Annotated in this window: 18 protein-coding genes; 12 read left to right on the top strand and 6 right to left on the bottom strand. The window is 50.8% G+C overall.

The window, feature by feature from the left end:
• Positions 1 to 19 precede the first annotated feature (19 nt).
• Positions 20 to 1,507 carry an aminotransferase-like domain-containing protein gene (locus tag gpAD87_RS26935; RefSeq protein ID WP_064641855.1) on the bottom strand — a complete coding sequence of 496 codons (1,488 nt, stop codon included), beginning with the start codon at positions 1,505 to 1,507 and terminating at the stop codon, positions 20 to 22.
• A 157-nt stretch (positions 1,508 to 1,664) separates the two neighbouring features.
• Between gpAD87_RS26935 and gpAD87_RS26940 the strand changes: the two genes are divergently transcribed.
• A complete protein-coding gene (locus gpAD87_RS26940; RefSeq protein ID WP_064641856.1) occupies positions 1,665 to 2,270 on the top strand; it encodes a LysE/ArgO family amino acid transporter in 606 nt (201 codons plus the stop codon).
• A 90-nt stretch (positions 2,271 to 2,360) separates the two neighbouring features.
• On the opposite strand, the gene gpAD87_RS32865 is transcribed toward gpAD87_RS26940, so the two are convergent.
• The 3 genes from gpAD87_RS32865 to gpAD87_RS26955 form a co-directional block, all read right to left on the bottom strand.
• Entirely contained in the window at positions 2,361 to 3,197 is an 837-nt protein-coding gene (locus gpAD87_RS32865; RefSeq protein ID WP_064641857.1) for a methyl-accepting chemotaxis protein, read from the bottom strand.
• A 323-nt stretch (positions 3,198 to 3,520) separates the two neighbouring features.
• Positions 3,521 to 4,522, bottom strand: coding sequence for a GTP 3',8-cyclase MoaA (gene moaA / locus gpAD87_RS26950; RefSeq protein WP_064641858.1), 1,002 nt, complete (start codon positions 4,520 to 4,522; stop codon positions 3,521 to 3,523).
• A gap of 119 nt (positions 4,523 to 4,641) precedes the next feature.
• Positions 4,642 to 6,864: a methyl-accepting chemotaxis protein gene (locus gpAD87_RS26955; RefSeq protein WP_064641859.1), complete on the bottom strand. Its 2,223-nt coding sequence runs from the start codon at positions 6,862 to 6,864 to the stop codon at positions 4,642 to 4,644.
• 543 nt (positions 6,865 to 7,407) lie between these two features.
• Between gpAD87_RS26955 and gpAD87_RS26960 the strand changes: the two genes are divergently transcribed.
• The 11 genes from gpAD87_RS26960 to gpAD87_RS27010 all read left to right on the top strand — a co-directional run bounded on the left by gpAD87_RS26960 (position 7,408) and on the right by gpAD87_RS27010 (position 19,707).
• Positions 7,408 to 8,223 carry an ABC transporter ATP-binding protein gene (locus tag gpAD87_RS26960; protein WP_064641860.1) on the top strand — a complete coding sequence of 272 codons (816 nt, stop codon included), beginning with the start codon at positions 7,408 to 7,410 and terminating at the stop codon, positions 8,221 to 8,223.
• Positions 8,183 to 9,016, top strand: coding sequence for an ABC transporter permease (locus gpAD87_RS26965; protein WP_231952877.1), 834 nt, complete (start codon positions 8,183 to 8,185; stop codon positions 9,014 to 9,016). The genes gpAD87_RS26960 and gpAD87_RS26965 overlap by 41 nt, the downstream gene beginning before the upstream one ends.
• Entirely contained in the window at positions 9,013 to 9,963 is a 951-nt protein-coding gene (locus tag gpAD87_RS26970; protein WP_231952878.1) for an ABC transporter permease, read from the top strand. The genes gpAD87_RS26965 and gpAD87_RS26970 overlap by 4 nt, the downstream gene beginning before the upstream one ends.
• 103 nt (positions 9,964 to 10,066) lie before the next feature.
• Positions 10,067 to 11,143: an ABC transporter substrate-binding protein gene (locus tag gpAD87_RS26975; RefSeq protein WP_064641862.1), complete on the top strand. Its 1,077-nt coding sequence runs from the start codon at positions 10,067 to 10,069 to the stop codon at positions 11,141 to 11,143.
• Between the two features lie 88 nt (positions 11,144 to 11,231).
• Positions 11,232 to 12,605, top strand: a complete 1,374-nt coding sequence (locus gpAD87_RS26980; RefSeq protein ID WP_064641863.1) for an aspartate aminotransferase family protein — start codon at positions 11,232 to 11,234, stop codon at positions 12,603 to 12,605.
• A gap of 76 nt (positions 12,606 to 12,681) precedes the next feature.
• Positions 12,682 to 13,947, top strand: a complete 1,266-nt coding sequence (locus gpAD87_RS26985; RefSeq protein ID WP_064641864.1) for a M20 family metallo-hydrolase — start codon at positions 12,682 to 12,684, stop codon at positions 13,945 to 13,947.
• A 170-nt stretch (positions 13,948 to 14,117) separates the two neighbouring features.
• Positions 14,118 to 14,999, top strand: a complete 882-nt coding sequence (locus tag gpAD87_RS26990) for a nitrilase-related carbon-nitrogen hydrolase (protein ID WP_064641865.1) — start codon at positions 14,118 to 14,120, stop codon at positions 14,997 to 14,999.
• A 108-nt stretch (positions 15,000 to 15,107) separates the two neighbouring features.
• Positions 15,108 to 16,475, top strand: coding sequence for an NAD(P)-dependent oxidoreductase (locus gpAD87_RS26995; protein WP_064641866.1), 1,368 nt, complete (start codon positions 15,108 to 15,110; stop codon positions 16,473 to 16,475).
• Positions 16,476 to 16,742: 267 nt separating this feature from the next.
• Positions 16,743 to 18,038 carry an NAD-dependent dihydropyrimidine dehydrogenase subunit PreA gene (gene preA / locus gpAD87_RS27000; protein ID WP_063566946.1) on the top strand — a complete coding sequence of 432 codons (1,296 nt, stop codon included), beginning with the start codon at positions 16,743 to 16,745 and terminating at the stop codon, positions 18,036 to 18,038.
• Positions 18,035 to 19,474: a dihydropyrimidinase gene (gene hydA / locus gpAD87_RS27005; RefSeq protein WP_064641867.1), complete on the top strand. Its 1,440-nt coding sequence runs from the start codon at positions 18,035 to 18,037 to the stop codon at positions 19,472 to 19,474. The genes preA and hydA overlap by 4 nt, the downstream gene beginning before the upstream one ends.
• Before the next feature lie 5 nt (positions 19,475 to 19,479).
• Entirely contained in the window at positions 19,480 to 19,707 is a 228-nt protein-coding gene (locus tag gpAD87_RS27010) for a hypothetical protein (protein ID WP_064641868.1), read from the top strand.
• Between the two features lie 4 nt (positions 19,708 to 19,711).
• On the opposite strand, the gene gpAD87_RS27015 is transcribed toward gpAD87_RS27010, so the two are convergent.
• Both gpAD87_RS27015 and gpAD87_RS27020 read right to left on the bottom strand, forming a co-directional pair.
• On the bottom strand, positions 19,712 to 21,403 hold the full coding sequence (locus gpAD87_RS27015) for a PucR family transcriptional regulator (protein ID WP_082935369.1): 1,692 nt from the start codon (positions 21,401 to 21,403) through the stop codon (positions 19,712 to 19,714).
• 374 nt (positions 21,404 to 21,777) lie between these two features.
• Positions 21,778 to 24,996, bottom strand: coding sequence for an efflux RND transporter permease subunit (locus gpAD87_RS27020; protein ID WP_064641869.1), 3,219 nt, complete (start codon positions 24,994 to 24,996; stop codon positions 21,778 to 21,780).
• Between the last annotated feature and the right edge of the window lie 36 nt (positions 24,997 to 25,032).

A 25,032-nucleotide genomic window follows, 5' to 3' on the forward strand; every position in this document is an offset into this window, starting at 1 on the left:
TCAAGGCGGTTCTTTCATTTTATGATGACATCAGCTTTTTGACTGCCTGTGCCAGCAAGTGAAGACCACGCTCCATCTCATCCGGTGAAGCATAGGCATAAGACAGACGAATGTGCTCTGCATCCAGACGGTCATAGAGATAACCCGGATGAATCAGCACATGATTCTCCAGACAGGCATGGAACAGTTCGCGAATGGATAGAGGACTGGCGGTAAATCGGAGCCAGATATAAAAGCCTCCGGCAGGTATGCTCCACTCGGCGAGTTCACTGAAATCGCGTTGCAAAAGCTCAAGCATAAAGTCTCTGCGTCTGCGCAGTTCTGGCCGCAGGCGATCCATATGCTGCTCGTGGTATCCATCGGCAAACCAGAGTGCAGCAGCCTCCTGAGCGAGGGAGCTGGTGCCATAATCCGTCTGCATCTTGATGTCTGCGAGGCGACGGATGACCGGCTCCGGCCCAACCAGCCAGCCGAGGCGCAGACCGGGGCTCACTGCCTTGGACAAGGTGCCCATATGCAGCACCCGTCCTTCTTTATCACGCGCCTTCAGCGATGGCGGCGGGGGGGCGCCCAGCCACAGGTCGCTGTAGGCGGCATCCTCCAATATGGAGATGCCGGTGTTCCGCGCTGTGGCGAGCAGTTCTTCCCGGCGGCTGTCACTCATGACGGAGCCAGTAGGGTTGTGGAAGCTCGGAATCGTGTAGAGCAACGAGATGCTGTCCCTGTTTGCATTGTTCTGTACGGCATCTTCCAGACGCGGAGTGTGTAATCCTTCGGCATCCAACGGAATGCCGCTCATTTTCAATCCGGCGGATTGGAAGGCATGAATGGAGTACAGATAAGATGGTTTCTCCAGCAGAACTGCCGATCCGCGGGGCAGAAGCCCAACTGAAATAAGGTGCAGTGCCTGAAGAGAGCCGGATACGATCAGAATGGAGTCAGGGGAGGCTTGGATGCCACTTGCTTGCAAGTAAACGGACAAAGCCTGACGGAGCTCCAGACTACCCTGAGGTTCGAGGTAGTTTAGTGTACGAGAACGACTGGATAGAGCAAGGAGGATGTCGTTAAAAGCCTTCTGGGGCAGCAGCTCAGGTGCAAGCTCACCTGTACCAAGCCTGATGATGCCTGGCTGGAACTCAGCCCGGTTAATCTGCTGTACCTCTGGCAGATTGGGGTAATACCAGCCTTCTTCGATGGCTTCCTCCCAGTTGGGCATGGCTCCGTGAGCCAGCGCATGCCAGCCAGAGCCGCAGACATAGGTTCCGCCACCATGTCTGCCTTCAATCATGCCTGCGGCGGCCAGATTTTCCAATGCAGTAACCAGCGTGCTGCGATTCACGCCCATGGATTGAGCCAGTGTTCGTTGTGAAGGAAGCCGATATCCTGCTGTCCATTCGCCGGCAGTAATTTTCTCGCTGATATAGACTTCAATCTGTCGGTACAGAGGTAGGGAATGGGACGGGTCCGGCTTCCAGCTGCCCCCCTGTCGAGAATCGGAACGATTCATGGGCAGGTTTGCCTCCTTTATAGAATGAGTGATGGGATTTACGTTTTCTTTTATTTTGAACACTATATCATTTGGTTGGGTCCAATGCCATCCAAGTGGTTGGTTACGCCTGACGTTATCTCTACTATTATGGAGACATGTCTAAGGGGGATGAACGATGGGGGTAATTATTCACGCGGTGGTGCTGGCGTTTGGCCTGATTTTGCCACTCGGTGTACAAAATGTATTTATTTTTAATCAGGGCATGAGTCAACGAAGTTATGCGCGGGCGCTGCCAGCTATAGTAACCGCAGGACTCAGTGATACGTTGTTGATTGGAGCAGCGGTCGGAGGGGTGTCCCTCATTTTGCTGCAATGGCCGCTGTTGGCGAATGTATTGTATGCAGGAGGGAGTGTGTTTTTGCTCTATATGGCATGGAGCATTTGGAAGTCATCCGGGCCTGCGAATAGTTCAGCAGTAGTGCTGTCTGCGGGAAGACAGATCGCTTTTGCAGCTTCCGTTTCCTTGCTTAACCCGCATGCCCTGCTGGACACGGTAGCTGTGATCGGTACCAGTTCACTTCAATACGAAGGGGTCACACGCTTTTATTTTGCGATAACGGCGGCAGTGGTATCATGGGTATGGTTTCTGGGACTTGCAGGTGCAGGCAGGCTAGTAGGTAGAACGGATCGTACAGGCCGGATCAGTGTTTTCTTCAATCGGTTGTCCGCTGTAGTCATGATCGGAATGGCGGGCATGATGCTGTGGAAGCTGATCCTCTAGTAAAAATAGAAAAGAATCCCCTCACGTTAAACGTGCGGGGATTGTTTATATGCTGGCCTTATAGTTAATGCGCCAAATGAGTATTCTATCTTATTCTGCCTTCAATAGCATGGATTCAATAAAAGCTTTGAGATCCTGGGATGCGTTGTTCAGTTGATCAATGACCTCGCTGAACTCGGTGACGAGTTCGGCTTGCTGATTACTGGATTGGGCGATGGAGGTAATCTCCTGTTCCATCTGACGAATGGAATGCTGTACTTCCTTCAAGGAGCGTTCAATGTTCACTGTAGCTTCTTTGGTTCCGGTAGATAATTTGCGTACTTCGGTAGCAACAACGCCAAAGCCAGCTCCTGCTTCTCCTGCTCGAGCCGCTTCAATGGCAGCATTCAGACCTAGCAGGTTCGTCTGCTCCGAAATTTCACGAATGAATGAAGCTACCTTGGTGACTTCACTGGAATTTTGCACCGCCATCCGTGTGTTGTCCAAAATCTGTGAAGATGAAGCGGTCAGTTGCTGGGACTGAGCAGCTACGGTCTGAACCATATCAGTTAACTTACCGCTGATTTCTCCGATCAAGTCGGTGAAGTGCTCCAGTTGTTCCTCGTTCTTGAGTGAAAATCCAATGGCCAGTGCGCCTACGATCTGGCCTGCTTCATCGCGAAGCGGGGTAGCCGCAGAGTTAATGGGAGTCCCGTAATGATGCGCTTCAATACGATTGGCTGAAGTCTCACCATGGATAAGTGCCCGGCGTAGTGTAGGATCTTCAAGTGAGATCGGATCTCCGGCCTTGATACCCAAATCAAGATCTTCGCTCCGTACGTAATACCGGAACTGCTCCATATCGGTAACAGCAATCATCAAATCATTTTCCTTGAGCATGATTTTAAAATACGGGCTTGCTGCAACAAGTGCTTCAACAATATTCAATTGGATCAACTCCTATATATGTGTGCGTATTATCGTGGTGTATTGTATATTCATCGTCAGAATTGCGGGATTCTTGAAGGCCTAAAGAGGACATATGGCAGATTAATTTTATTTTAATCTTGGAATCAGGAAAATTGATCAACAAGGTTAGAAAAAAGAAAAATACATGAAAAAAAAGCTGCTGAGGATCATCTGACCTCAGCAGCTTTTAGTACATCGATAATGGCTGTATTTTGAGAAGTATATCGGGTGCTTACGTTTATTATTTCTTCCTGCTCTGATGCATTTAAACGATGAGCAGGTACCCGCTAGATCACGCTTGCCTATCCACCAATCTGGGACATGCGTCGTACCGTCGGTGTATGACTTTGCATTTTCTGCTCCAGGGCAAGCGCCATTTCATGATTCTTCGGTTTGGTGCCAAGCGCTTTGAGGAAGAGAGCTGCCATAGCATCGGGAGCATCTACGAAGCGGCGAACGTTGTATTCATCCGACCAGTACAGACAAGCTTTGATATGCCCGTCTGCTGTCAGGCGAAGACGGTTGCAGTTGTCACAGAAGTGATCACTGACCGGATGGATCAATCCGAAAGTCCCTTGTGAACCGGCAATCTTCATGTTTCGTGATGGACCATTACCTGCCGGACCTGCCGTATTTTCCACCGCCCAGCCAGCCTCCGCGCATACATCCGTGACTGCTTCCAGCGGCATATACGATTTGCGCCATGAATCTGAAGCCTGCCCAATCGGCATATATTCAATGAAGCGTACATGCAGTGGCTGATCTATGGTCATGGCAATGAAATCCTTAATCTCATCATCATTGATGCCCTTCATTAACACGACATTCAGCTTGATCGGAGCAAGTCCAACTGCTGTGGCGGCTTCAATGCCTTTCAGCACCTTATTTACATCCCCACCGCGAGTAATCATGGAGAAACGGCTCGCCTGCAGGGAATCCAGACTGATGTTAATCCGGTTCAGTCCGGCGTCCTTCAGGGCCTGAGCCTGTTTGTCCAGCAGCAATGCATTGGTAGTCAACGCAATATCTTCAATCCCGTCAATGGCCGAGATCATACTTACGAGTTGATGCAGATCTTTCCGTACCAGAGGCTCGCCTCCGGTCAGACGGACTTTGCGCATTCCCATTGGAGCCAGCACTTTGAGTACCTGTGCGATTTCCTCGTAGCTCATAATTTGGTCATGCGGGGAAAATTCCATGCCTTCTTCGGGCATACAGTACACACAACGCAAATTACAGCGGTCCGTAACAGAAATACGGATGTAGTCATGTATTCTGCCAAAAGAATCCTGGAGCATTTCCATGCAGACCACCCTTTCATTGATTCAAATTGGAAAGCTTCTATATGAAATGAACCGACAATATCTAAACGAACAGTTGCATCAAATTTTAGCTATTTCTCCAATCCGCGTCAATGATGACCTCAGATAATCGCGTTTTTATCGGGATGGGTCAGTTGGAATTGTCCGACAAGCTGCTGCAAGAAGACCGTGATAGCTTCCACATTGTGCGATGAATGCTGAACGTGCAGCATGTCGTTAATAAGCTCGACCATCTCGGCCTCCACCTCCGAAGACGTGGAACGATTTTTGTGGCTGATGGCGGCGATATTCTCCATCAATACCACGACCTGATCCACAACCTGTGTTCTTTGGGGTTCTTCAGCAGTCGCACTTTGGAGTAACTGCGAAGCAGCCTGAACAAGCGTGGTGCCTTCAGCCAGCACCTGATCGCCTTCCTTGATGGATTGCGAGGCTGCTCCTGCCGCTACAGAGATATTATCCAGAATCTGATGAATATCTTCCGTGGAGGAACGGGATAATTCGGCAAGTTTGCGGATCTCACCAGCAACGACGGCAAATCCACGTCCGTGTTCGCCAACATGAGCTGCTTCAATGGAAGCATTCAGTGCGAGCAGATTGGTCTGTGCCGAAATTTCATCAATGACAGCAAGTGCGCGGTAGATGTCCTGCATGGTCGCCATAAAGGATAAAATCGTATGGTTGGTGTCGGACACGGCTCCCGAGATCTGAGTCATTTTGTCTCCGATACGCTCCACTTCCTGACGGGCAACGTCAATCTGCTCGGTGGCAGACACTTCAAGCTGCTGAAGGGTGAGGCGCATTTCGTCGGCGGCTACTTTGGCCTGATCCAGGTCCTCAAGCTGCTTGCGTATCCCCTGAATCATGGAGCCAAGTTTGAAATTTACACGTTCGGTTGTTCCCTGTGTAGTTTCCGTTGACGCCCGCATCTGGTGCTGGTTATTCATCACATCCACGGTGGCAAGCTGTACTTTAAGCATAATTCCTTCCAGAGAGTCGATCATATTGTTGATCCATTTCGCCAGTTCACCTGATTCATCCTGGGCAAAAGCCGACGTGTCTAGACGCTGGGTCAGATCCCCTTTGCCTTCAGCGTTAATCCGAATAAATCGGCTAATGCGGCGCAAATCCTCATGGACCCGTTGAACATGTTTTCGTTGCAGCTGGCTTGCAGTCAGGAATCCATAGATGATATTAAAGGCAGCGATCGCTGCTGTGCTCCATGCACTTCCAGTCAGCGCATATATAAGTGCTGCTCCTGCAATGCCTGACAACAGGATGTACAAGCTGTGCTGCTTGAATTGGCGCCAGCCAATGCTGCGTATCCGATACACTTCCTCCAGATCGCCTTCACACATCATGCCCCAAAGATCCGGACAGTGGGGGAGCTGGAATGTGATGCCTTTTCCAATAACTGAAATATGACGATAGTCTGAATAACCGGGAAAAGCCACAAACAGATTGGAGCCATTGCGAATGGTATTCGCTACACCAGGATGAAGTTCGTTGGTGGAAGGATCGGTAAACATCAGTTCCAATTCGGTATGTTCTTTAACGGATACAACGCCCCATTCAGTGGTTACGCCGTCTTTCAGATTCTCCCCATGGGTGAATGTAAGATCCTCGAAGCGGCTGCGGGACAGGGCAGTCCCGGGTTGAAGCGTGGGCCGCAGTTTTGATTCAGCCATAAAAAGATAATTATCCCCGGAATCGGGGTAGATGTGGCCTGATTCACGCTGGATCAGATCGCCCAATACATCATTAGGCACACGACTGCACAGGGAACCGATGTAACGGCCGTTTTCCATGATCGGTACGATAAACGTCAAGGTTACATCATCGTGAAACGTGGAAGAACGTGGTCCAATTTCTAGTGTGAGCGGATCAGAATAAGGTCCAAACAGGCACTTTTGTCCGTTGATATCCGCTTGGGTATACCTTAATCCTGGCCCGATCAAAGCATTTCCATCTTCGTAGACTTGCCCAATATGTTTCTTATATGTAGAAAATACAACCTGGTTTTGCTCGTTAAGCATAAAAAGCTCAGTACTATCCGTAGCGCGTACATAACTTGCTGCGAACCATACCTCCAATCCATGTACATCTTCTGTGCCTTGCAACATACCTTGCGGATGAACAGCTAGTACCTGCTGAAGCAATCGATCCAGATGATTCCACTGCTCCTCAGCCCAATCCATCAAGAGCTGCCGCCGGGTCTCGGCGATGCCCTCAAAGATTTCCTCTACGTCTTGCTTAATATTTGCATTCAACCGATACGACCGCCACAGCGGCCACCCTTTTCTCCATCCCAGCCAATCAAACATACGGACCACCCCGATTTCTGATTTTAAAAACCTTTGCGAGACTGTTCGGAAACGCGATTATCCAGCCACTATGGGTGGTGGACGGGAATCAATGACACCGCCTTCATGATCCCAGAACCAGACACCGTATCGGGGCGAGATTTCACGTCCTTCTATATAAGCATTTTGCAAAATGCTGTTACCAATGTTTATACAAGAAAATCAACAAGAATACGAGGGTATATGTCATATTTTCCGAATATTTATTCAATAAATACAAATGATTATGCGCCTTTGCTTGGATATTACAAGAGTTCTGTGTGAGTGAAGCAGATGTAAGATAACATACACGGACATTGACATGTTTAGGACTGAGAACCGGTATCATTTTACACTCTGTAACATGAACAGGCCCATACTCAAAACAGTCTGTATAATGTAATCCCTGCCCAAAGATATATAGTATTACCTAACAAGCAAAACCTGTTACGTTCGTGTATACAAACCTTCCATTCAGCCTTGGTGTGAAAAGATTGCGAGCTTCCCGCGAAAAGGAGAATGCCCATGTCCTCAATCATCGTCCCCGACACCTGCCATATTGAGCTGGATCACGTGTCCGTTTTATTTGGCAGTGGAGCACAACAAGTTACCGCCCTGTCCGACGTTTCGTTTCAAATCCATTCCAATGAATTTGTCTCTCTGCTTGGCCCCTCGGGTTGTGGCAAGTCCACACTGCTGCGACTCGTAGCCGATTTGCTCCAGCCAACGACAGGCAGCATCCGGGTTGCCGGGGAAGAACCGGAGCGGGCGCGGTTGCAGCGCCAGTTCGGTATTGTCTTCCAGACTCCAGCGTTATTCGATTGGCGCACGGTACGCCACAATGTGGAGCTTCCCCTGGAGCTGCTCGGCACAAGCCGGAAGGAGTGCCGCCGCATAAGTGGTGAACTGCTTGAAATGGTTGGGCTGACTCGCTTTGCTGACCATTATCCATGGCAGCTCAGTGGGGGCATGCAGCAGCGTGTTTCCATTGCACGTGCACTCGCGCTTGATCCGCCATTGCTGCTTATGGATGAACCTTTCTCCGCACTGGATGAATTCACGAAGGAGAAGCTGCAATTGGAGCTGCTTGATATTAAGCGATCTACAGGCAAGACATTCCTGTTCGTTACACACAGTATCCCCGAGGCCGTATTTCTATCTGACCGCATCATCGTCCTCTCCGCACACCTTGGTCAGGTGCACTCCATTCATTCCGTTAACCTGCCAGCCGAGCGGGATCGAGAGCTGAGGGAAACCGAAGCCTTTTACCGCATGATGACCACCATCCGCAATTGTTTCTATGAGGAGCGTGATCCAATCCATGTTCCTGCACACCAATAAGCTGGGTTTTCGCTCCTGGGTAGTGATCTGGATTTTGTCCGTATTGCTACTGTGGGAAGGTATCGCCTGGATTCTCCACTTGTTCTTGTCACCCCAGCAGGCAGCATCCCGTCTTCCTTATCTGCACGAGGTTCTAGCAGCCCTGTTTCGTTACTCAGGCACATTGGCTGAACAGGGGGCCGTAACGTTTGGGAATGCAGCAATTGGTTTTGCCGGTGGAACTGCGTCAGGCCTGCTGCTGGCCCTGCTCATGAGTGTGGCGGTTTGGGTGGAGCGTACCTTATCTCCGTATGTCATCTCTTCCCAGATGGTGCCCGTAATCGGTCTTGCGCCCATTGTCTATGGCATTATCCATAATGCCGAGTGGGCCCGAATTATAATGGCGGCTTACGTTACGTTCTTCCCGATTATCATCCACACACTCAAAGGATTAAAAAGTGCAGCGCCGGAGCATCTGGAGCTTATGCGTTCCTGTGGAGCTTCCCTGCCTGCGCGTTATGTCAAATGTCTGCTGCCTTCTGCACTGCCTGGTCTGTTTTCCGGTATGAAAATAGCTGCTCCACTTGCAGTCACTTCTTCCATTGTGGTGGAGCTAATGGGAGCCCCGGATGGACTTGGCGTACTGATGGTCAGTTCCTTGTATTACGGCAGTGCCCAAATCGGCATGTTCTGGGCAACCATCATGCTCAGCATTGGCATTGGACTCATCTCGTATCTTGCCATCAGCCTCGCTGAGCGCTGGCTAACCCCATGGCAGCCCGAATTCAGGGCCAAGGGAGGGCGTGCTGCATGATGAATGAAAGTGTGGTGGTAAGCCGCAAAGGTGAGGAGGGTGCGACGGTCGCTGTCTCTGGCACGGGCTCCATTGGGGAATCTATTGTGGATACGATTAAGGTGCCAACTGCTTCAGGCTCGGATATCCATGGGCAACAGGGACAAGCCGGACAGAGACTGCGGAGTAGTAGTGTTCGCAAAAGATCAATTGGATTGCGCCTACTGCCGTGGCTTGCCGGAGGCTTATTTCTTACCTTATGGCAACTTCGATTGTTCCATCAGTTATTCTCGCTTGAAAGTTACCAACTGCCTGTGCCATCAGCAATTGCAACGTCCATCAGCGAAAATGCAGAAATGCTCTTCCGATACGCGATGTACAGCGGAACTGAGATGCTAGGTGGCTTTCTGCTCGGCTCCTTGCTGGGAGCCTTGGCGGCTGCGGGTGCATCCTTCTTCCCGACGAGTGGCAGGGCGGCAGTTGCTGTAATGTCAGCACTGAACGCCGTTCCGATTGTTGCGCTGGCCCCGATTATGAACAACTGGTTTGGGGACGGGATATGGTCACGTATTGCCGTCGTGGCTGTAATTACGATGGCTGCCATGGCTGTGAGTCTATTCAAGGGGTTGACCTCAATTCAGCCGCAATACAGTGATCTGTTGGGTGGTCTTGCCGCCAGTAGGATGCAGGTTTTCGTGAAGCTGCGCTGGCCTCATGCACTGCCTTCCCTCTTCGCAGGTCTGAAAATTAATATGTCGACCAGCATCATTGGCGCCATTGTGGGTGAATTTTTCATCGCCTCTCAGGGGCTGGGTTACTTGCTCTCGGATCAGATCCGACTGGCAAACATGCCACTTGCCTGGTCCTGTATTGTTATCGCCGCCGTGCTCGGTATTGTGTTGTATGAGGCCGTCGTTCTGGCCGAGAAACGGCTGATCCCGTGGAATCATGCACGTACCGATCCGTAAAAGCTCATCAAGATGCCAACCTTCCACAGATCGATTGACTCGTGAAGCAGGCTTCACAGTACCTGATTGAAAATCCTTATATAAACAGGGGGTTGTTCTGTATATGTACAAAACGTTAAAACCGGGTTTTCTGGTGTTGGTACTGTTGGTCGTTGCGATGCTGGGAGCGTGCTCCGCAAAATCAGAGTCGTCCGTCACCCCTGCTGCTGCCAGCTCGGAGGTAGCGGAAGGGTCAGATCAGCCCTTAACCAAAGTGAAGATTCAGCTCAAATGGGTACCGCAGGCTCAGTTCGCGGGGATATACGCCGCCAAGGAGAAAGGTTTCTTTGCAGATGAAGGTATTGATGCCGAGATCATACCGGGTGGCCCGGATATCGTGATCGAACAGCAGGTGGTCAACGGCGCAGCCGATGTGGGCATCACTGGGGTAGACAGTTTGCTGGTCAGCCGGGATAACGGTCTTCCGCTGGTCTCCCTCGCCCAGATTTCGCAGAAGAGCAGTTATCGATTGATTGCCAAGAAGTCCGCAGGTATTACCGATCCAGCCCAGATGAAAGGCAAGAAAGTGAGCACATGGTTCGGCAGCCAGCAGTTCCAGGTTCTCGCTTTTATGGAGAAGAACGGCCTTGATCCAAAGAAGGATATTGAACTGGTGAAGCAGGGTTTCACGATGGATCAGTTCTTCAACGATCAGGTGGATGTCGCCACGGCAACGATTTATAACGAATATCACGTGGTACTGGAAAGCGGAACGAAGGAGACCGACCTGGATGTATTCAACATTGAGGATGCCGGGGTAGGCATGCTGGAGGATACGCTGATCGCGAAGAAGGATTGGGTGGACAGTAATAAAGAGCTGGCGGTGAAAGTGACCCGTGCCGTTCTGAAAGGCTGGAACTACGCCATCGACAATCAGAATGAAACGGTGGATATCGTGATGAAGAACGTAACGGACGGCAGCACGACCCGCGAACATCAGGTGACCATGCTCGAAGAGATTGCGAAGCTGATTCGCCCGGAAGGATTTACGGAGAAACAAGTGGGCAGTTTCGTGGATGAATCGTTTACCCGGACTGCGGATATTGCCCTGAAGTATGGCCTGATCAAGAAAGCCGCTAACCTGGACGAAGCACTGGAGAAAAGCATCTATGAAGAAGCCGTGAAGGATGTGACGAAATAAATAAGCGTGGAGTGTTCGGAAGAGGGTACTGCAATCGGAGTGGTCAAGTGTAAAGTCCATAGGTTCAGGTTAGAGAGGAGGATGACGAATGAGCTCAGTGGATCAGCAACCTCAGCCGCGTGGTGGTACAAAGGAAGAGTGGCTGGAAAAAGATCGCAAATATGTGTGGCATCACATCTCGCCTCATAACGATCATCCGATGATTGCCGTAAGCGGGGAGGGCAGCTGGATCACGGAGCAGGATGGCACACGGTATCTGGATGCGATGTCGGGACTGTGGTGTGTGAACGTCGGGCATGGACGTGAGGAGATTGCCCAAAGTGCCTACGAGCAGATGAAAGCTCTCGCGTACGTGCCCCTGACCCAGAGTCATGAGCCGGCGATTCTGCTGGCAGAGAAGCTGAACGACTGGCTGGAGGGGGAGTATCGCATTTTCTTCTCCAACTCGGGTTCAGATGCGAATGAGGTGGCGTTCAAAATAGCCCGTCAGTTTCATCACCAGAATGGTGAGCCCACCCGTCACAAATTTATCTCCCGTCACCGTGCCTATCACGGCAACTCCATGGGCGCACTGGGTGCTACCGGGCAAGCCGCCCGCAAAATCAAATACGAGCCGCTGGGCGTAGGCTTTTCTCATGTACCACCTCCCTATTGCTACCGTTGTCCGTTTGGACGAAACAAGGATGGATGCGGACTGGAATGCGCCACCATCTATGAAGAGGTTATTCGCTGGGAAGGGCCGGAGACGGTAGCTGCGGTCATTATGGAACCGGTCATTACAGGGGGCGGCATGATTGTCCCGCCTCCGGATTACATGCGCACCGTGCAGGAGATTTGTCAGCGCTATGGCGTGCTGTTGATTGTGGATGAGGTCATCTGCGGGTTTGGCCGCTCTGGGCAAAAATTCGGTCATCAGAATTACGGGGTGCAGCCCGATATCGTCACGATGGCAAAGGGCATGACGAGTGCGTACGCTCCACTATCGGCGACAGCCGTTCGAGCAGATCTGTATGACACCTTCAGAGAACCCGGACCCGATTCACACTTTCGTCATGTGAATACGTTCGGGGGCAACCCAGTCTCCTGCCGCGTGGCACTGACCAACCTCGATATCCTGGAACGAGAGAATCTGGTCAGCCGTGCCGATGAACTTGGATACCTGCTCCGGGATAAGCTGGAGCCGCTGCTGGAGTTATCGGTGGTTGGAGATATCCGTACATTTGGCTTCGCCTGCGGGGTGGAGCTGATTGAAACAGATGGTTCGCCTGCTCATGCGGATAAGGTCATGAAAGTACTGGCAAGCTGCAAACAGGACGGTGTCCTGATTGGCAAGAATGGCGATACCGTGCCGGGATTTGCGAATATTTTGACCATCTCACCGCCGTTTGTCACCACCGAGGAAGAATTGGACCTGATCGCTGGTAGTTTGCTGGCTGCACTACGCAGTCTGGATGCAGGGTAGCGATGGAGGAGAGGCGCTAATCTAGTGGGATCTCTAATTATATCGTGCCTGTGAATATGTAAGGAGGCGATGGAGGATGCAGACCACCACCGGCAAAATCATTAATCAGCTGCGTCTGGATGATCGAATTGAACAGTTGTCCCGTATTGGCCGAATAGTGGAAACGGGTGTCTGTCGACTAGCCTTAACTCTGGAAGATATGGAGGGCATTATCCAGTTTCGCCTCTGGATGGAAGAGGCCGGACTTGTGACTCGCCTTGATCCGTTTGGCAATCTGATTGGTCGCCTTGAAGGTACAGATTCGTCCTTGCCAATCCTCATGATCGGTTCACATATCGATTCCCAGCCGTATGGCGGTCGGTATGATGGGGCCATCGGTGTCCTTGGTGCGCTGGAAGCTGTTCAGTGTCTGATGGAACAAGGCATTCGCCCTCGGATGCCGATTGAGGTCATTGCCTTTTGTGATGAAGAGGGATCGCGTTTTAACAAAGGATTATTTGGTTCACGTGGCATAACCGGACAGCTGGAAGAGGGAGAATTGGAGCGACAGGACAAAAATGGGGTGACCCGACGAGAGGCATTGGAGGCCTTTGGCTGTGCACCACAACAATTTGCCGAAGCGATCTATCCGGCGGGTTCGATTGGCAGTTATTTGGAGCTGCATATTGAGCAAGGACCTGTTCTCGAATCGCTGGCCGCTCCGGTAGGTCTGGTGACTGGTATCTCGGGCCCGCTGTGGCTCACGGTGACGATGAAAGGCATGGCAGGGCATGCCGGTTCCGTACCGATGGGGATGCGTCATGATGCGCTGGTGGGCAGCGCCAAGGTGATTGCGGCTTTTGACGATATGGTCAGAGAAGATCCGGAAGCTCCGACAGTAGGGACCGTGGGGAGCCTCCGTGTCTTCCCCGACTCACGCAACATCATCCCTGAACAAGTCAGCTTTACGGTTGATTTGCGAGATATGGAGATGGAGCGCAGAAATCGGCTTGAGGGAAGGTTAATGAGCCTCTTGGATGACGTTAGCTCGGAATACGGCCTGACTTACTCTTTGACCGAAGATACCAACAGCGAGCCGCGATATTGTGCAGAACGAATCAAGAATGCCATTCGCTCTTCTGCCGAAGAAATCGGCCTGCCTTTACCGGAGTTGATGAGTGGTCCGTTTCATGATGCACTTGCTCTTTCTTACGTGTGTGACTATGGCATGATCTTTGTTCGCAGCAAGGATGGAATTAGCCACCATCCAAGTGAGTATTCTTCGCCCGAGGACATTGCTCTCGGTACAGAAGTGCTGTACCGCACGATCAGGCAGATGTGCAGCCCGGAAACCGGCGAGTAACGAGGGGAACATACAGGAGGGAGGACGATGGAAGTTCATTTCGTTGGTAACCATCCGATTGATATTTCAAATCCAATCATATTCGGTGGGGTTTTACAGTCATATAAGATGATGGTGATTTTCATATAAACGGACAGCGGACAGTTTCTTAGAGGAGGCGATGTGACATTATGGGCAAAATCAGCATCGGAATGATTCAGGCTTCACACGAGGTGGATGGCTCGGCATCAGTTGAAGTGCATAAGGAGGCCGCCATTCAGAAACACATTGCGCTGGTGCGTGAAGCGGCTGCTCGGGGAGCGCAGATTATCGGCTTGCAGGAAGTGTTCTACGGGCCTTACTTCTGCACGGAGCAGAGCCCCAAGTGGTATGCATCTGCCGAGCAGGTGCCGGAAGGACCGACAACCAGGCGTTTTCAGGGGCTCGCGAAGGAGCTCGGCGTGGTGATCATTCTGCCTGTATACGAGGTGGAAGGGATCGCTTCGTATTACAATACGGCTGCTGTTATAGATGCGGACGGCTCCTACCTGGGGAAATACCGTAAACATCATATTCCGCATGTGGAGGCGGGCGAAGGCACGAATGGGTTCTGGGAAAAATACTATTTCAGGCCCGGTAATCTGGGGTACCCGGTATTTGATACAGCCTACGCCAGAGTGGGCGTGTACATCTGTTATGATCGTCATTTTCCGGAAGGAGCAAGGTTGCTCGGGCTGGCGGGTGCGGAGATTGTATTCAACCCTTCCGCAACGATAGCCGGAACATCGGAATATTTGTGGAAGCTGGAGCAGCCTGCCCATGCGGTAGCTAATGGCTATTATGTGGCTGCCATTAACCGAGTGGGAGTGGAATCGCCATGGAATATGGGTGAATTTTATGGTCAGTCGTATCTGGTGGACCCGCGAGGCAGGATGGTGGCCATGGGCAGCAGGGATCAGGATGAGGTTATCATTGGCGAGATGGATCCGGAGTTGATTCGGGAAGTACGCAATGTATGGCAATTTTACCGCGATCGACGGCCCGAGACCTACGAACATCTTGTTAACTTGTAGCTGAGCGAAGATAGTTTTGGCATCGCAGTCCTGTGTGAGTCAGTCATTAACTTTATCCGGCGGCGAAAGGAAAAACAGAGATCAACCTTATGGAGGTGCATGATATTGATGAACAGCGCAGGAGCAACGCTGTCCGACTACGGATGGGAGAGTCGTTTTACCGAAATGAAGCCTGCAATGACGGGCAAGGAAGCGATGGAGGAATCGAACCGCTGTCTGTACTGTTACGATGCACCCTGTATCAAGGCATGTCCAACCGACATTAATATTCCTTCGTTTATCAAAAAAATCTCGACAGGTCACCTCAAAGGTTCGGCTCGGACTATTATGGAAGCCAACCCGGTAGGTGCTAGCTGTGCACGGGTCTGCCCGACAGAGGAACTTTGCGAAGGCGCTTGTGTACTGAATGAGTCATCCAAGCCGATTCAGATCGGTGACTTGCAGCGATATGCAACGGACTGGGCACGGACGAAGAATGAACCGTTATTCAAGGCAGCGCCTGCCAACGGAAGAAGTGTTGCAGTTGTAGGCGCAGGGCCTGCGGGATTGTCTGCGGCCAGAGAGTTAGGGCGTGCAGGGTATGAGGTGACGATCTATGAAGCCAAAGCGAAAGGCGGAGGACTTAACACGTATGGTATCGTGTCCTTTCGCCTGCCGGAATCCGTAGCCTTATGGGAAGTTGAACAAGTGCAGGCACTGGGGGTGCAGGTTCGGTATGGTGTACGCATTGGGGTGGATGTATCCGCTGAAGAGTTATTGGAGCAGCACGAAGCCGTTATTCTGGCTTGCGGGATGGGCGCTGTTCCGATGCTCGGCATTGAAGGAGAGACGCTGGAAGGTGTCTATGATGCCATTGAGCTGGTGGAATCCACGAAGCAGGGTGTGCCTCCGGCGCTGAACGGTCTGAAGGTTGCCATTATTGGTGCGGGCAATACGGCAGTGGATGCAGCCACCTGTTCGGTACGCCTAGGTGCCGAGCGTGTGCAGATGCTTTATCGACGCGGTGAGAGCCAGATGACAGCGTATGCCTTCGAATATACATTTGCGAAGCAGGAAGGTGTGGAATTTCGCTGGTTCACCATGCCGAAGCGCATTATTGGAGACGAAAATGGGCGAGTCCAGGCTATAGAATGTATGAAAATGAAGCTGGTTACTCCACCTGGAGGTGGTCGGGCATTGCCTGTGCCGATTGAGGGATCGGAGTTCATGCTTGAATGTGACACCGTTGTTCGAGCCATTGGACAGAACCGTTTGCTGCCATTAATTGAGGTATTTGGCCTGCGTCATCACTGGGGTGTTGTTGAAGTGGAACCACAGACGTACCGCACGTCCCATCCACAGATCTACGCGGCAGGAGATGTAATCTTCGGACAGGGGCAGGGCGAAGCGATGGTGGTCTCCGCTGCACAGCAGGGCAAGCTGGCGGCTGCATCGGTGATGAAGGCGTTGCCCGGACAGGTGGAAGAGACGGCTTGAAATATATTTAGTTATAGCTAACGAATCTTATGCACCAAGCCTTCTACGATTCGTTAAAACGCTCACCTACCGCATTTGCACCAAACAGAAGGTGTACGGTTCGTTAGAATGTACACAAACTGTATATAACAGCAGGTTGGCAACACCAATCACTCATACTAACCCTGATCAAGCAGGATTCCTGGGTCATACGTGAGATTCCAGTCTATCTTGTGAAGTTCAAACAAACACCATTGTGAGTTCAAACCACACCAAGGAGGGATCGTTATGGCTGACTTATCCATTAATCTGGCAGGTATTCGATCGCCCAATCCATTCTGGCTGGCCTCGGCGCCGCCGACGAATACCGGATATCAGGTTCAGCGCGCCTTTGAAGCAGGCTGGGGTGGTGCCGTCTGGAAGACGTTGGGCGAGCCGATCATTAATACCTCTTCGCGTTTTGCAGCCGTTCATTTTGGTGGACAGCGCGTCGCGGGTTTTAACAATATTGAGTTAATATCTGATCGTCCGCTCGAGGTGAATCTGCGTGAAATTGCTGAGACCAAGAGGCGTTTCCCAGATCGTGCAGTGGTTGCTTCACTCATGGTGGAACCGAAACGCGAGAAGTGGCATGAGATTGTGAAGAAAGTCGAAGCTGTCGGCGTAGACGGGCTGGAGCTGAACTTTGGGTGTCCGCACGGCATGGCCGAGCGTGGTATGGGAGCAGCGTCTGGTCAGCAACCGGATCTGGTTGAATTACAGACGATGTGGGTGAAGGAAGTGGCGACCACACCTGTTATTGTGAAGCTAACGCCTAATATCACCGATATTACGGCGACTGCCCGGGCGGCCGTGCGCGGCGGTGCGGATGCGATTTCCCTGATTAATACGATCAACTCCCTGGCGGGTGTGGATCTCGATTCCTGGAATACCGTGCCGCATGTAGGTGGCAAAGGGGCACATGGCGGCTATTGCGGTCCGGCTGTGAAGCCAATCGCGCTGAACATGGTTGCCGAGTGTGCGCGCAATCCGGCAGTTGGGGTGCCGATCTCCGGCATCGGAGGCATATCCGATTGGCGAGATACCGCAGAATTTTTACTTATGGGCGCGACGGGGGTCCAGGTATGTACCGCAGCCATGCATCATGGCTTCCGTATCGTGGAGGACATGATCGATGGATTGAACGATTATTTGGATGAGAAAGGTCTGCGAAGTGTATCTGAATTGATTGGTCAGACGGTTCCGCGTTATTCGGATTGGGGCAATCTCGATTTGAATTACAAAGTGGTAGCCCGCATCAACCGCGATGTCTGCATCAATTGCAACAAATGCCATATCGCCTGCGAAGACACCTCGCATCAATGTATTGATATGTTGTCTGACCCCTCTGGCTCGTATCTTGAGGTCGTTGAGGAAGATTGCGTCGGATGTAATCTGTGCTCGATTGTTTGTCCGGTGGACGGCGCAATTGAGATGGTAGAGATCGCACATGAACAGGAACCGTTAACCTGGAATGACCGTCAGTCTGCGATTGCCCTGCTGCAATCGGCCAGAGATCAATCCACCAAGGAGGCGATATCATGAGTACCCGCAAATTGATTCGTAATGGAATGTTGGTCACAGCGTCGGATACGTTTGAAGCGGATATCTACATTGAAAATGGAAAGATCGTGCAGATAGGCTTGGGACTTGTGCCGGATGAACGAACGGAGGTTGTGGATGCGTCCGGCTGTTATGTCATCCCTGGCGGGATTGATCCGCATACTCATCTGGATATGCCGTTCGGCGGGACGGTGACGGCGGATGATTTTGCAACAGGAACCGCAGCTGCTGCCTTCGGCGGCACAACGACAGTCATTGATTTCTGTTTGACGCAAAAAGGCCGACCTTTGCTTGAATCCCTACAGGAATGGCATACCAAAGCCGAGGGCAAAGCCGCCATTGATTACGGGTTTCATTTGATGATTGGCGAGATGAATGATCAGGTGCTGGAGGAACTGCCACAGATCATTGAAGAAGAGGGTGTGTCTTCCTTCAAGGTGTTCATGGCGTACAAAAACCAGTTCCAGGCCGATGACGGCATTCTCTTTCAGACGCTGCAAAAAGCCAAAGAGTACGGTGCACTCGTCATGGTGCACGCTGAGAATGGCGATGTTATTGATCTGCTGGTCCGGCAGGCGCTGGCGGATGGAAGAACCGAGCCGATCCACCATGCACTTACCCGACCTTCCATGTTGGAAGGAGAGGCTACAGGGCGTGCGGCCCGATTGGCAGCACTTGCCGATTCACAGCTCTATGTGGTGCACGTCACCTGTGCTGAAGCCGTGGAGCAGATCGCGCGTATGCGAGACATGGGTTATCGAATCTGGGGCGAGACCTGTCCGCAGTACTTAACCCTGGATCAATCGAAGATGGATCAACCGGATTTTGAAGGCGCGAAGTATGTCTGGTCCCCACCGCTGCGTGAAGCCCATCATCAGGAAGTGCTGTGGAATGCACTCAAGAGCGGTCAGTTGCAGACGATTGGCTCGGATCATTGTTCGTTTAACTTCAAGGGACAGAAGGATCTAGGACGGGATGATTTTAGCAAAATTCCAAATGGCGGACCTGTCATTGAGGATCGGCTCAGCATTTTATATTCCGAAGGGGTAGTGAAGGGGCGGATTTCGCTTAATCAGTGGGTGGATTTATGCTCTACACGGGCAAGCAAGTTATTTGGGTTATTTCCGCAGAAAGGAACCCTTGCTGTGGGGACAGATGCGGATATCGTTATTTTTGACCCATCTATCTCAAGGGTGATTTCGGCAGCTACCCATCATATGAATGTGGACTATAGCGCCTTTGAGGGCATGCAGGTTCAGGGATGTCCAGTGACGGTGTTATGCCGCGGGGAATATGTGATTCGGGACCGGCAGTTTGCCGGAGTGGCAGGCGCGGGTCGCTATGTGAAGCGTGACAAATATGATGCCGATGCACCATTACCTGTAAAACAGCCTGTGACGGCAGTGAATGGAGGGTGAAGCTGATGTCTGATCATGAAGTATTTGAAGCGGAAAAGATAGTGATCGAACGAATGGTGGCGCAGGGTTATCGCATTTATGCCGTTCGGGAACATCTGGAGGGTGCTCATGTCGTGTGGGGGCACCCCGATCATCCCGGAGAAAAACAGGAGCAATATGTGGGTACGGCGTCTGGGCGGAAGTGGTTCAGTCATATCCTGATCAGGCAGCTTCAGGAGCAAAAAGGAGCGTAGAGGTTCACGCGAGTGGTCCATGAACGTATTCATATGCATAGATGGCAAGTTCGATGGCGACACGTTTCTCGGGGAGGAGGGTGTAGTCATCACCCAGGAGTGTCTCAATTTTGTGTAATCTGTGATAAAGCGTCTGTCGGACGATAAATAAAGCCGAGGCCGTCTCCTGCTTGGAGCAGCATAGAATAAAATATTGTTTAAGCGTACGTAACAACTGGCCGCCTTTTTCGGCATCATAACGAATGATCGGCCCGAGATATTCCTCAATGAAATCATCCAGACTACCACTCTGCTTCATGCTGGAAATAATGCGGTAACAGTGGAGATTGCTGTAAAAGGGCTGCTGCATCACACCGATGTCCTTCTGAATGCGCAGGGTATCCTTGGCTGCCTCAAGGCTGTCTTTCAGACGTGATAGATCAGCACAGCTGTGACCGATGCCGAACAGACCTGAGAAGAGGCGGTGGGTCTGTTCCTGTTCATGCTGCTGCAACTGTTCAATGCAGCGCCAAAGACTGCTTTTCCGCTGAGATCCAGGCAGAGGGTCAAGGATAATCAGAATGATCTGGTGGTTTAAAACCGTGCTGTACAGGGCGAATCCGTCCCGTGAGAACACGGAACGGGCAACGATATTGCGTTGAATTAACAGTTTCTGTAGCTTGAGACTGTCTGTGTAGTTGGGATTGCTATCGAACAAAATGACGGTACCTATTCCAGAAGCAAGCTGGGCGTCGGCGGCAGATACATATTCATGGATTTCTTTCGCAGAATGATGTCCGTTAAGCCAGTCAATGACCCACATATCTTCCTTGTAGCGTCGCTTTTCCTCCATGTATTTGGTACGCATCCAGTCCTGAGCAATGGCGGCTGCACAACGTTCCAGTGCCTGGATGATGAACTCATCAGAGGGTCTGTTATGCAGCTCCTGATCGTGATCCGGCAGTTTGTCGAGCATCAGCACGAGATCGGCAAATGCATAATCAAGCGCCTGAACAGGCAGGGTGAGTGCATCCAGTGAATGCACCGAATGATTCCTTTGCACGAAATGATCTCCCAGATGATCTCCATTGTCCAAATGACCACCACGTGTGAACCACTCCTGCCGACGCATCTCCAGTTGGTCTGGTGGGCAGTAGGGAGCGGCACTCGCTTCGCCATCCAGTGGATATAACGCTACAGAGTAACCCGTTGTTCGAGACAATAGTCGGAGCAGTGGTTGTACACCGTCTCCATTCAAAAGAAGTTGGTTGAACGAGGTGGTAAGGCTGTCGAGCTCGACAAGCATACGCTGGTGGCTGCGAATCAAAGCGAAATGCAGGTCCTGTGTAATATCAATATAACGTACTTGTTCGTGAAACCAGATCAGTGGAAAATCCTCTTCTGCTGCAAGTTCCTTCATGGATCCAAGCTGGGACTTGGTGTGAGCCCCGAGTTCGATGCAGAGTCCCGCAGCTCCACGAGCAATTAACTGGCGCATGAAAGACAGTCCCTGCTTTTCATCATCCTGCCAGCCAATGCCGGTTGTTAGCACCAGTTCCCCGCCATTCAGCAAATTGCCTACCTCGGTAACCTCCATGATATGCACCCAACGCACATATCGCTCCAAGGCCCGTTCACTGGCGAGCACCTCAGCCTTGCGGAACACCGGACGTTTCAGCATGTCTCTCATCTGAATATGCAGCGTCGTTTCCCCCACACAACCACCGTCCTTCCCACAAATACATGCAGTTTTACATACCCGTTTTGTAAGTCGGGCTTCTGAAGAGCGTTTTTTTTGATTATAAGTCCGTTTACAGCAGATGAGCTGAAATCTCACGTTCATTTGTTTTATTTCACAAAATGATCTCTTCCTTTTATGAAATAAAACAAAATGGATTATTCCTATGTAGCTCTATCTAACATCTGGATGTTTCTATAATCGATGCTAAGAGATCGTATCTAAATGTAAAACACCCCTTAGCCGCAGATCAGAATGTACAAACCATTCTAATGTGGACTAAGGGGTGTTCTATGTTAGAAGCTCATCATAATTCTGAGTGATGATTTAATTCAATCAACAGAAGGTGTCGATTAATCTTCAATTCTTTTCTTTTTGAACTTCATTAGGAACTCATACACGATTGGCACGATAACCAGAGTCAGCAGCGTGGAGCTGATCAGACCGCCGATTACGGTAATACCGAGACCTTTCGAGATGATCCCTGCGCTTTCTTCAAGTCCTGTCACCAGTGGCAGCAAGGCACCAATGGTAGCCAGAGCTGTCATCAGAATTGGACGCAGACGCGTTGCTCCTGCTTCCAGCAAGGCTTCACGAGTAGGCATTCCCTCTTTTTCCTTGTGAATAACACGGTCGATCAGGACGATGGCGTTGGTGACCACGATCCCGATCAGCATCAGTCCACCCATCATGGCAGATACGTCAAGCGTACCCCCAGCCACGAACAGGCCGACCATAATACCAATGACGGTAAATGGCAGGGAGAACAGGATGGCAAATGGCGCCAGTCCACCGCCGAACGTAACAACAAGCACAAAGTACACAATCGCAATGGCTGCCAGCATGGCCAGACCAAGTTGGGTAAACGTGTCATTAATCTGTTCGGTTGTACCACCAAATTTCACTTCAACACCATCTGGCAGGTCCAGTTTGTCGATGTTCGCCTGCAAGTTTGATGATGCTTTTTGCACATCGGAAGCCAGAATGTTGGCTGATACCTGCACAACGACTTTGCCATCAATACGCATGATGGAGTTCGGTGAAGTACCTTCTTCCACTTTCGCGACATCTTTGATAGGTACTTCAATGCCGAGTGGTGAAGTGACTTTTTCGTTTTCAATATCAGCAATGCTGGTAAATGTCTTTTTGTCAGTCTCTACATAGACTTTATACGTTTTGTTGTCGATATCCACTTCTGTGAGCACAGGGCGTTCACGTGCAGGACTTAGCGTCATAGCCAGTTGGCCAGCTGTCAGACCCAGCGAGCTCAGCTTCTCCTGATCCGCGACGAGCGTGTATTGCCCGTAGGTATCGGAGAGCGTAGTGTCGGCTTTTTCAAAAGATTCGGTATCTGCTTCAACCAGTTTCAGAATTTCATCCGAGACAGGTTTGATCTGATCTACATTGTCACCATAGATGGAAAGGCTCAAGCTGCTGCCTCCCAGACCCCCGGACATATCAAGCTCATTCCAGGTTCCTACAGTCACTTCTTTCTTCAGACCTTCCACAAGCTGTTCTTTCACTTTTGTAAAGTCTTTCGTATCTTCGTTATATTCGATATAGAAGAGAGCAGAGTTGGAGCTGCCTCCACCCATGCTGCTCAGTGGATTGCTGCCGCCGATGGAATACTGCATTTTCTCCAGACCTGGCTGCGTCAGCAACCATTTTTCGGCTACGAGTGCTTCTTTTTCTACATCTTCACGCAAAGCTCCAGTTTCCGGGCTGTACGTAATGGTCACATACTTATCCTGTTGTTCCGGCAAGAAACTTGCACCGATGAACGGATACAGGAACAAACTGCCGACAAGCAGCAATACAGCAACGCCGACGGTGATAAGTTTGTGTGACAATGTCCAGTTCAAGAGTCGTTTGTAAGCTTCCGCCATCTTGCCTGGTTTTTCCTCATGATTCTGCTTGTTCTTCAGACCTTTGCGGAACAGCGTGTGTGCCAGCATAGGTACAATCGTAACAGCTACAATCAGGGATGCCAGCAAAGCAAAGACCATCGTCAAGGCAAATGGCATGAACAGCTCACCGACCATACCACTTACCAGTGCCAGCGGCAGGAATACCGCAATGGTTACGATCGTGGAAGAAAGGATCGGAATGAACATTTCACGGGTAGCTTCCCGGATCAAATCACGGCCTTTAAGTTTCTCTCCCTTGAGTGTCAATCGACGATAGATATTCTCGATAACAACGATGGAGTCATCGACAACCCGTCCAATCGCAACCGTCATGGCACCCAGGGTCATCATGTTCAGCGTAATGTCCATCATATTCAGTGCTGTCAATGCAATGAGCAAGGAGAGCGGGATAGAGATAATAGAAATAATGGTAGAACGAATATCACGCAGGAACAACAGAATGATCAGAATGGCGAACAAAGCACCAAACATCGCTTTGAACAACATCGTGTTTACGGAGTCCTGGATAGGTTTACCTTGGTCAAGCAAAACAGTCAAATCGGCGTTTTTGAACTGCGTCTGCAACTCTTCCGCCTTGTCTTTAACCGCCTTCACGACATCAACTGTATTGGCATCATTGGACTTAACGATGGAGATCCCGATGGATTCCTTACCGTCTGTCCGGGAAATGGATTCCGCCTGACCAATGACTTCAATTTTGGCGATCTCGCTTAATTTAACCGTTGGAATTCCAGGAGCGTTAGCGGCACCTGAAGTGCTGCCCACACTGGCATTTCCGCCAGCGGCTTGTCCTGCAGCCGGGTCAGAACCTTGTGCAGAGCCTTGAGCTGCTCCACCAGCTTGTGCGCCGGCGCCTTGTGGTGCTGTGGCCGAACCACTGCCTGCTCCTGCACCGCTTGGTACAACCGGAATAGCGAGATTTTTCAGATCATCCAGATCGATGATATTGCCATCAACAACAACAGCTTTCTGCGCTTTATCCAGTTCGAACAGTCCGAGTGGTACACGGACAGAAGAGCCTTGAACGATACCGTTGACTGTATCTTCAGTCAAACCGAGTTCAGTCATTTTTTTCTGGTTAAACTTCAGTTGAACTTCCTTAACATATTGACCGGAAACTTGGACTTGAGCTACACCGTCAATATCTTCGAGTGCAGGCTGGATATCCGTTTCAACCAGTCGAGTCAATTGTTCCAGATCGCCGCCGTCCTTGTCAGACAAGCTGAGCGAGACAACCGGGAAGGAGTTGATGCTGAACTTGGAAATCGTAGGTTTCTGCACACCATCCGGCAACTGCACCTCATTCAGTGCTTCGCGAACCGCTGCGGTAGCGTTATCCAGATCGGTACCATAATCAAATTCGAGGGTGATGGAAGAGGCATTCTCCATAGAAGTGGAGGTGAGTGTCTTAATTCCCTCTACATTTCTTAAGGTCTGTTCGAGTGGTTTGGTGACATCCTCCACAATACCCTCTGGAGCTGCCCCTGGATCAATAGCGGTAACACTCAAGAATGGCACATTGATGTTGGGAATGGTCTCCTGTTTCATCGTCAGCCCGCTGTACAAACCGGCGAAGGAAACGATGATGGTCAGAATCCAGATCGCAAACTTGTTGTTCAGTGAAAAATTAATAATTCCTTTCATACGATGGTTTCTTCTCCTCTCTGTTTCTCCCTGTAT

Origin of the sequence: Paenibacillus sp. AD87, from assembly GCF_001659845.1 — a bacterium.
Lineage (GTDB): Bacteria > Bacillota > Bacilli > Paenibacillales > Paenibacillaceae > Paenibacillus > Paenibacillus marchantiae.

Excerpts from the sequence above, each read along its gene's own strand:
- gpAD87_RS26935 (WP_064641855.1), bottom strand. The coding sequence starts at position 1,507 with ATGAATCGTTCCGATTCTCGACAGGGGGGCAGCTGGAAGCCGGACCCG.
- gpAD87_RS26940 (WP_064641856.1), top strand. The coding sequence starts at position 1,665 with ATGGGGGTAATTATTCACGCGGTGGTGCTGGCGTTTGGCCTGATTTTG.
- moaA (WP_064641858.1), bottom strand. The coding sequence starts at position 4,522 with ATGGAAATGCTCCAGGATTCTTTTGGCAGAATACATGACTACATCCGT.
- gpAD87_RS26955 (WP_064641859.1), bottom strand. The coding sequence starts at position 6,864 with ATGTTTGATTGGCTGGGATGGAGAAAAGGGTGGCCGCTGTGGCGGTCG.
- gpAD87_RS26960 (WP_064641860.1), top strand. The coding sequence starts at position 7,408 with ATGTCCTCAATCATCGTCCCCGACACCTGCCATATTGAGCTGGATCAC.
- gpAD87_RS26965 (WP_231952877.1), top strand. The coding sequence starts at position 8,183 with ATGAGGAGCGTGATCCAATCCATGTTCCTGCACACCAATAAGCTGGGT.
- gpAD87_RS26970 (WP_231952878.1), top strand. The coding sequence starts at position 9,013 with ATGATGAATGAAAGTGTGGTGGTAAGCCGCAAAGGTGAGGAGGGTGCG.
- gpAD87_RS26975 (WP_064641862.1), top strand. The coding sequence starts at position 10,067 with ATGTACAAAACGTTAAAACCGGGTTTTCTGGTGTTGGTACTGTTGGTC.
- gpAD87_RS26980 (WP_064641863.1), top strand. The coding sequence starts at position 11,232 with ATGAGCTCAGTGGATCAGCAACCTCAGCCGCGTGGTGGTACAAAGGAA.
- gpAD87_RS26985 (WP_064641864.1), top strand. The coding sequence starts at position 12,682 with ATGCAGACCACCACCGGCAAAATCATTAATCAGCTGCGTCTGGATGAT.
- gpAD87_RS26990 (WP_064641865.1), top strand. The coding sequence starts at position 14,118 with ATGGGCAAAATCAGCATCGGAATGATTCAGGCTTCACACGAGGTGGAT.
- gpAD87_RS26995 (WP_064641866.1), top strand. The coding sequence starts at position 15,108 with ATGAACAGCGCAGGAGCAACGCTGTCCGACTACGGATGGGAGAGTCGT.
- preA (WP_063566946.1), top strand. The coding sequence starts at position 16,743 with ATGGCTGACTTATCCATTAATCTGGCAGGTATTCGATCGCCCAATCCA.
- hydA (WP_064641867.1), top strand. The coding sequence starts at position 18,035 with ATGAGTACCCGCAAATTGATTCGTAATGGAATGTTGGTCACAGCGTCG.
- gpAD87_RS27010 (WP_064641868.1), top strand. The coding sequence starts at position 19,480 with ATGTCTGATCATGAAGTATTTGAAGCGGAAAAGATAGTGATCGAACGA.
- gpAD87_RS27020 (WP_064641869.1), bottom strand. The coding sequence starts at position 24,996 with ATGAAAGGAATTATTAATTTTTCACTGAACAACAAGTTTGCGATCTGG.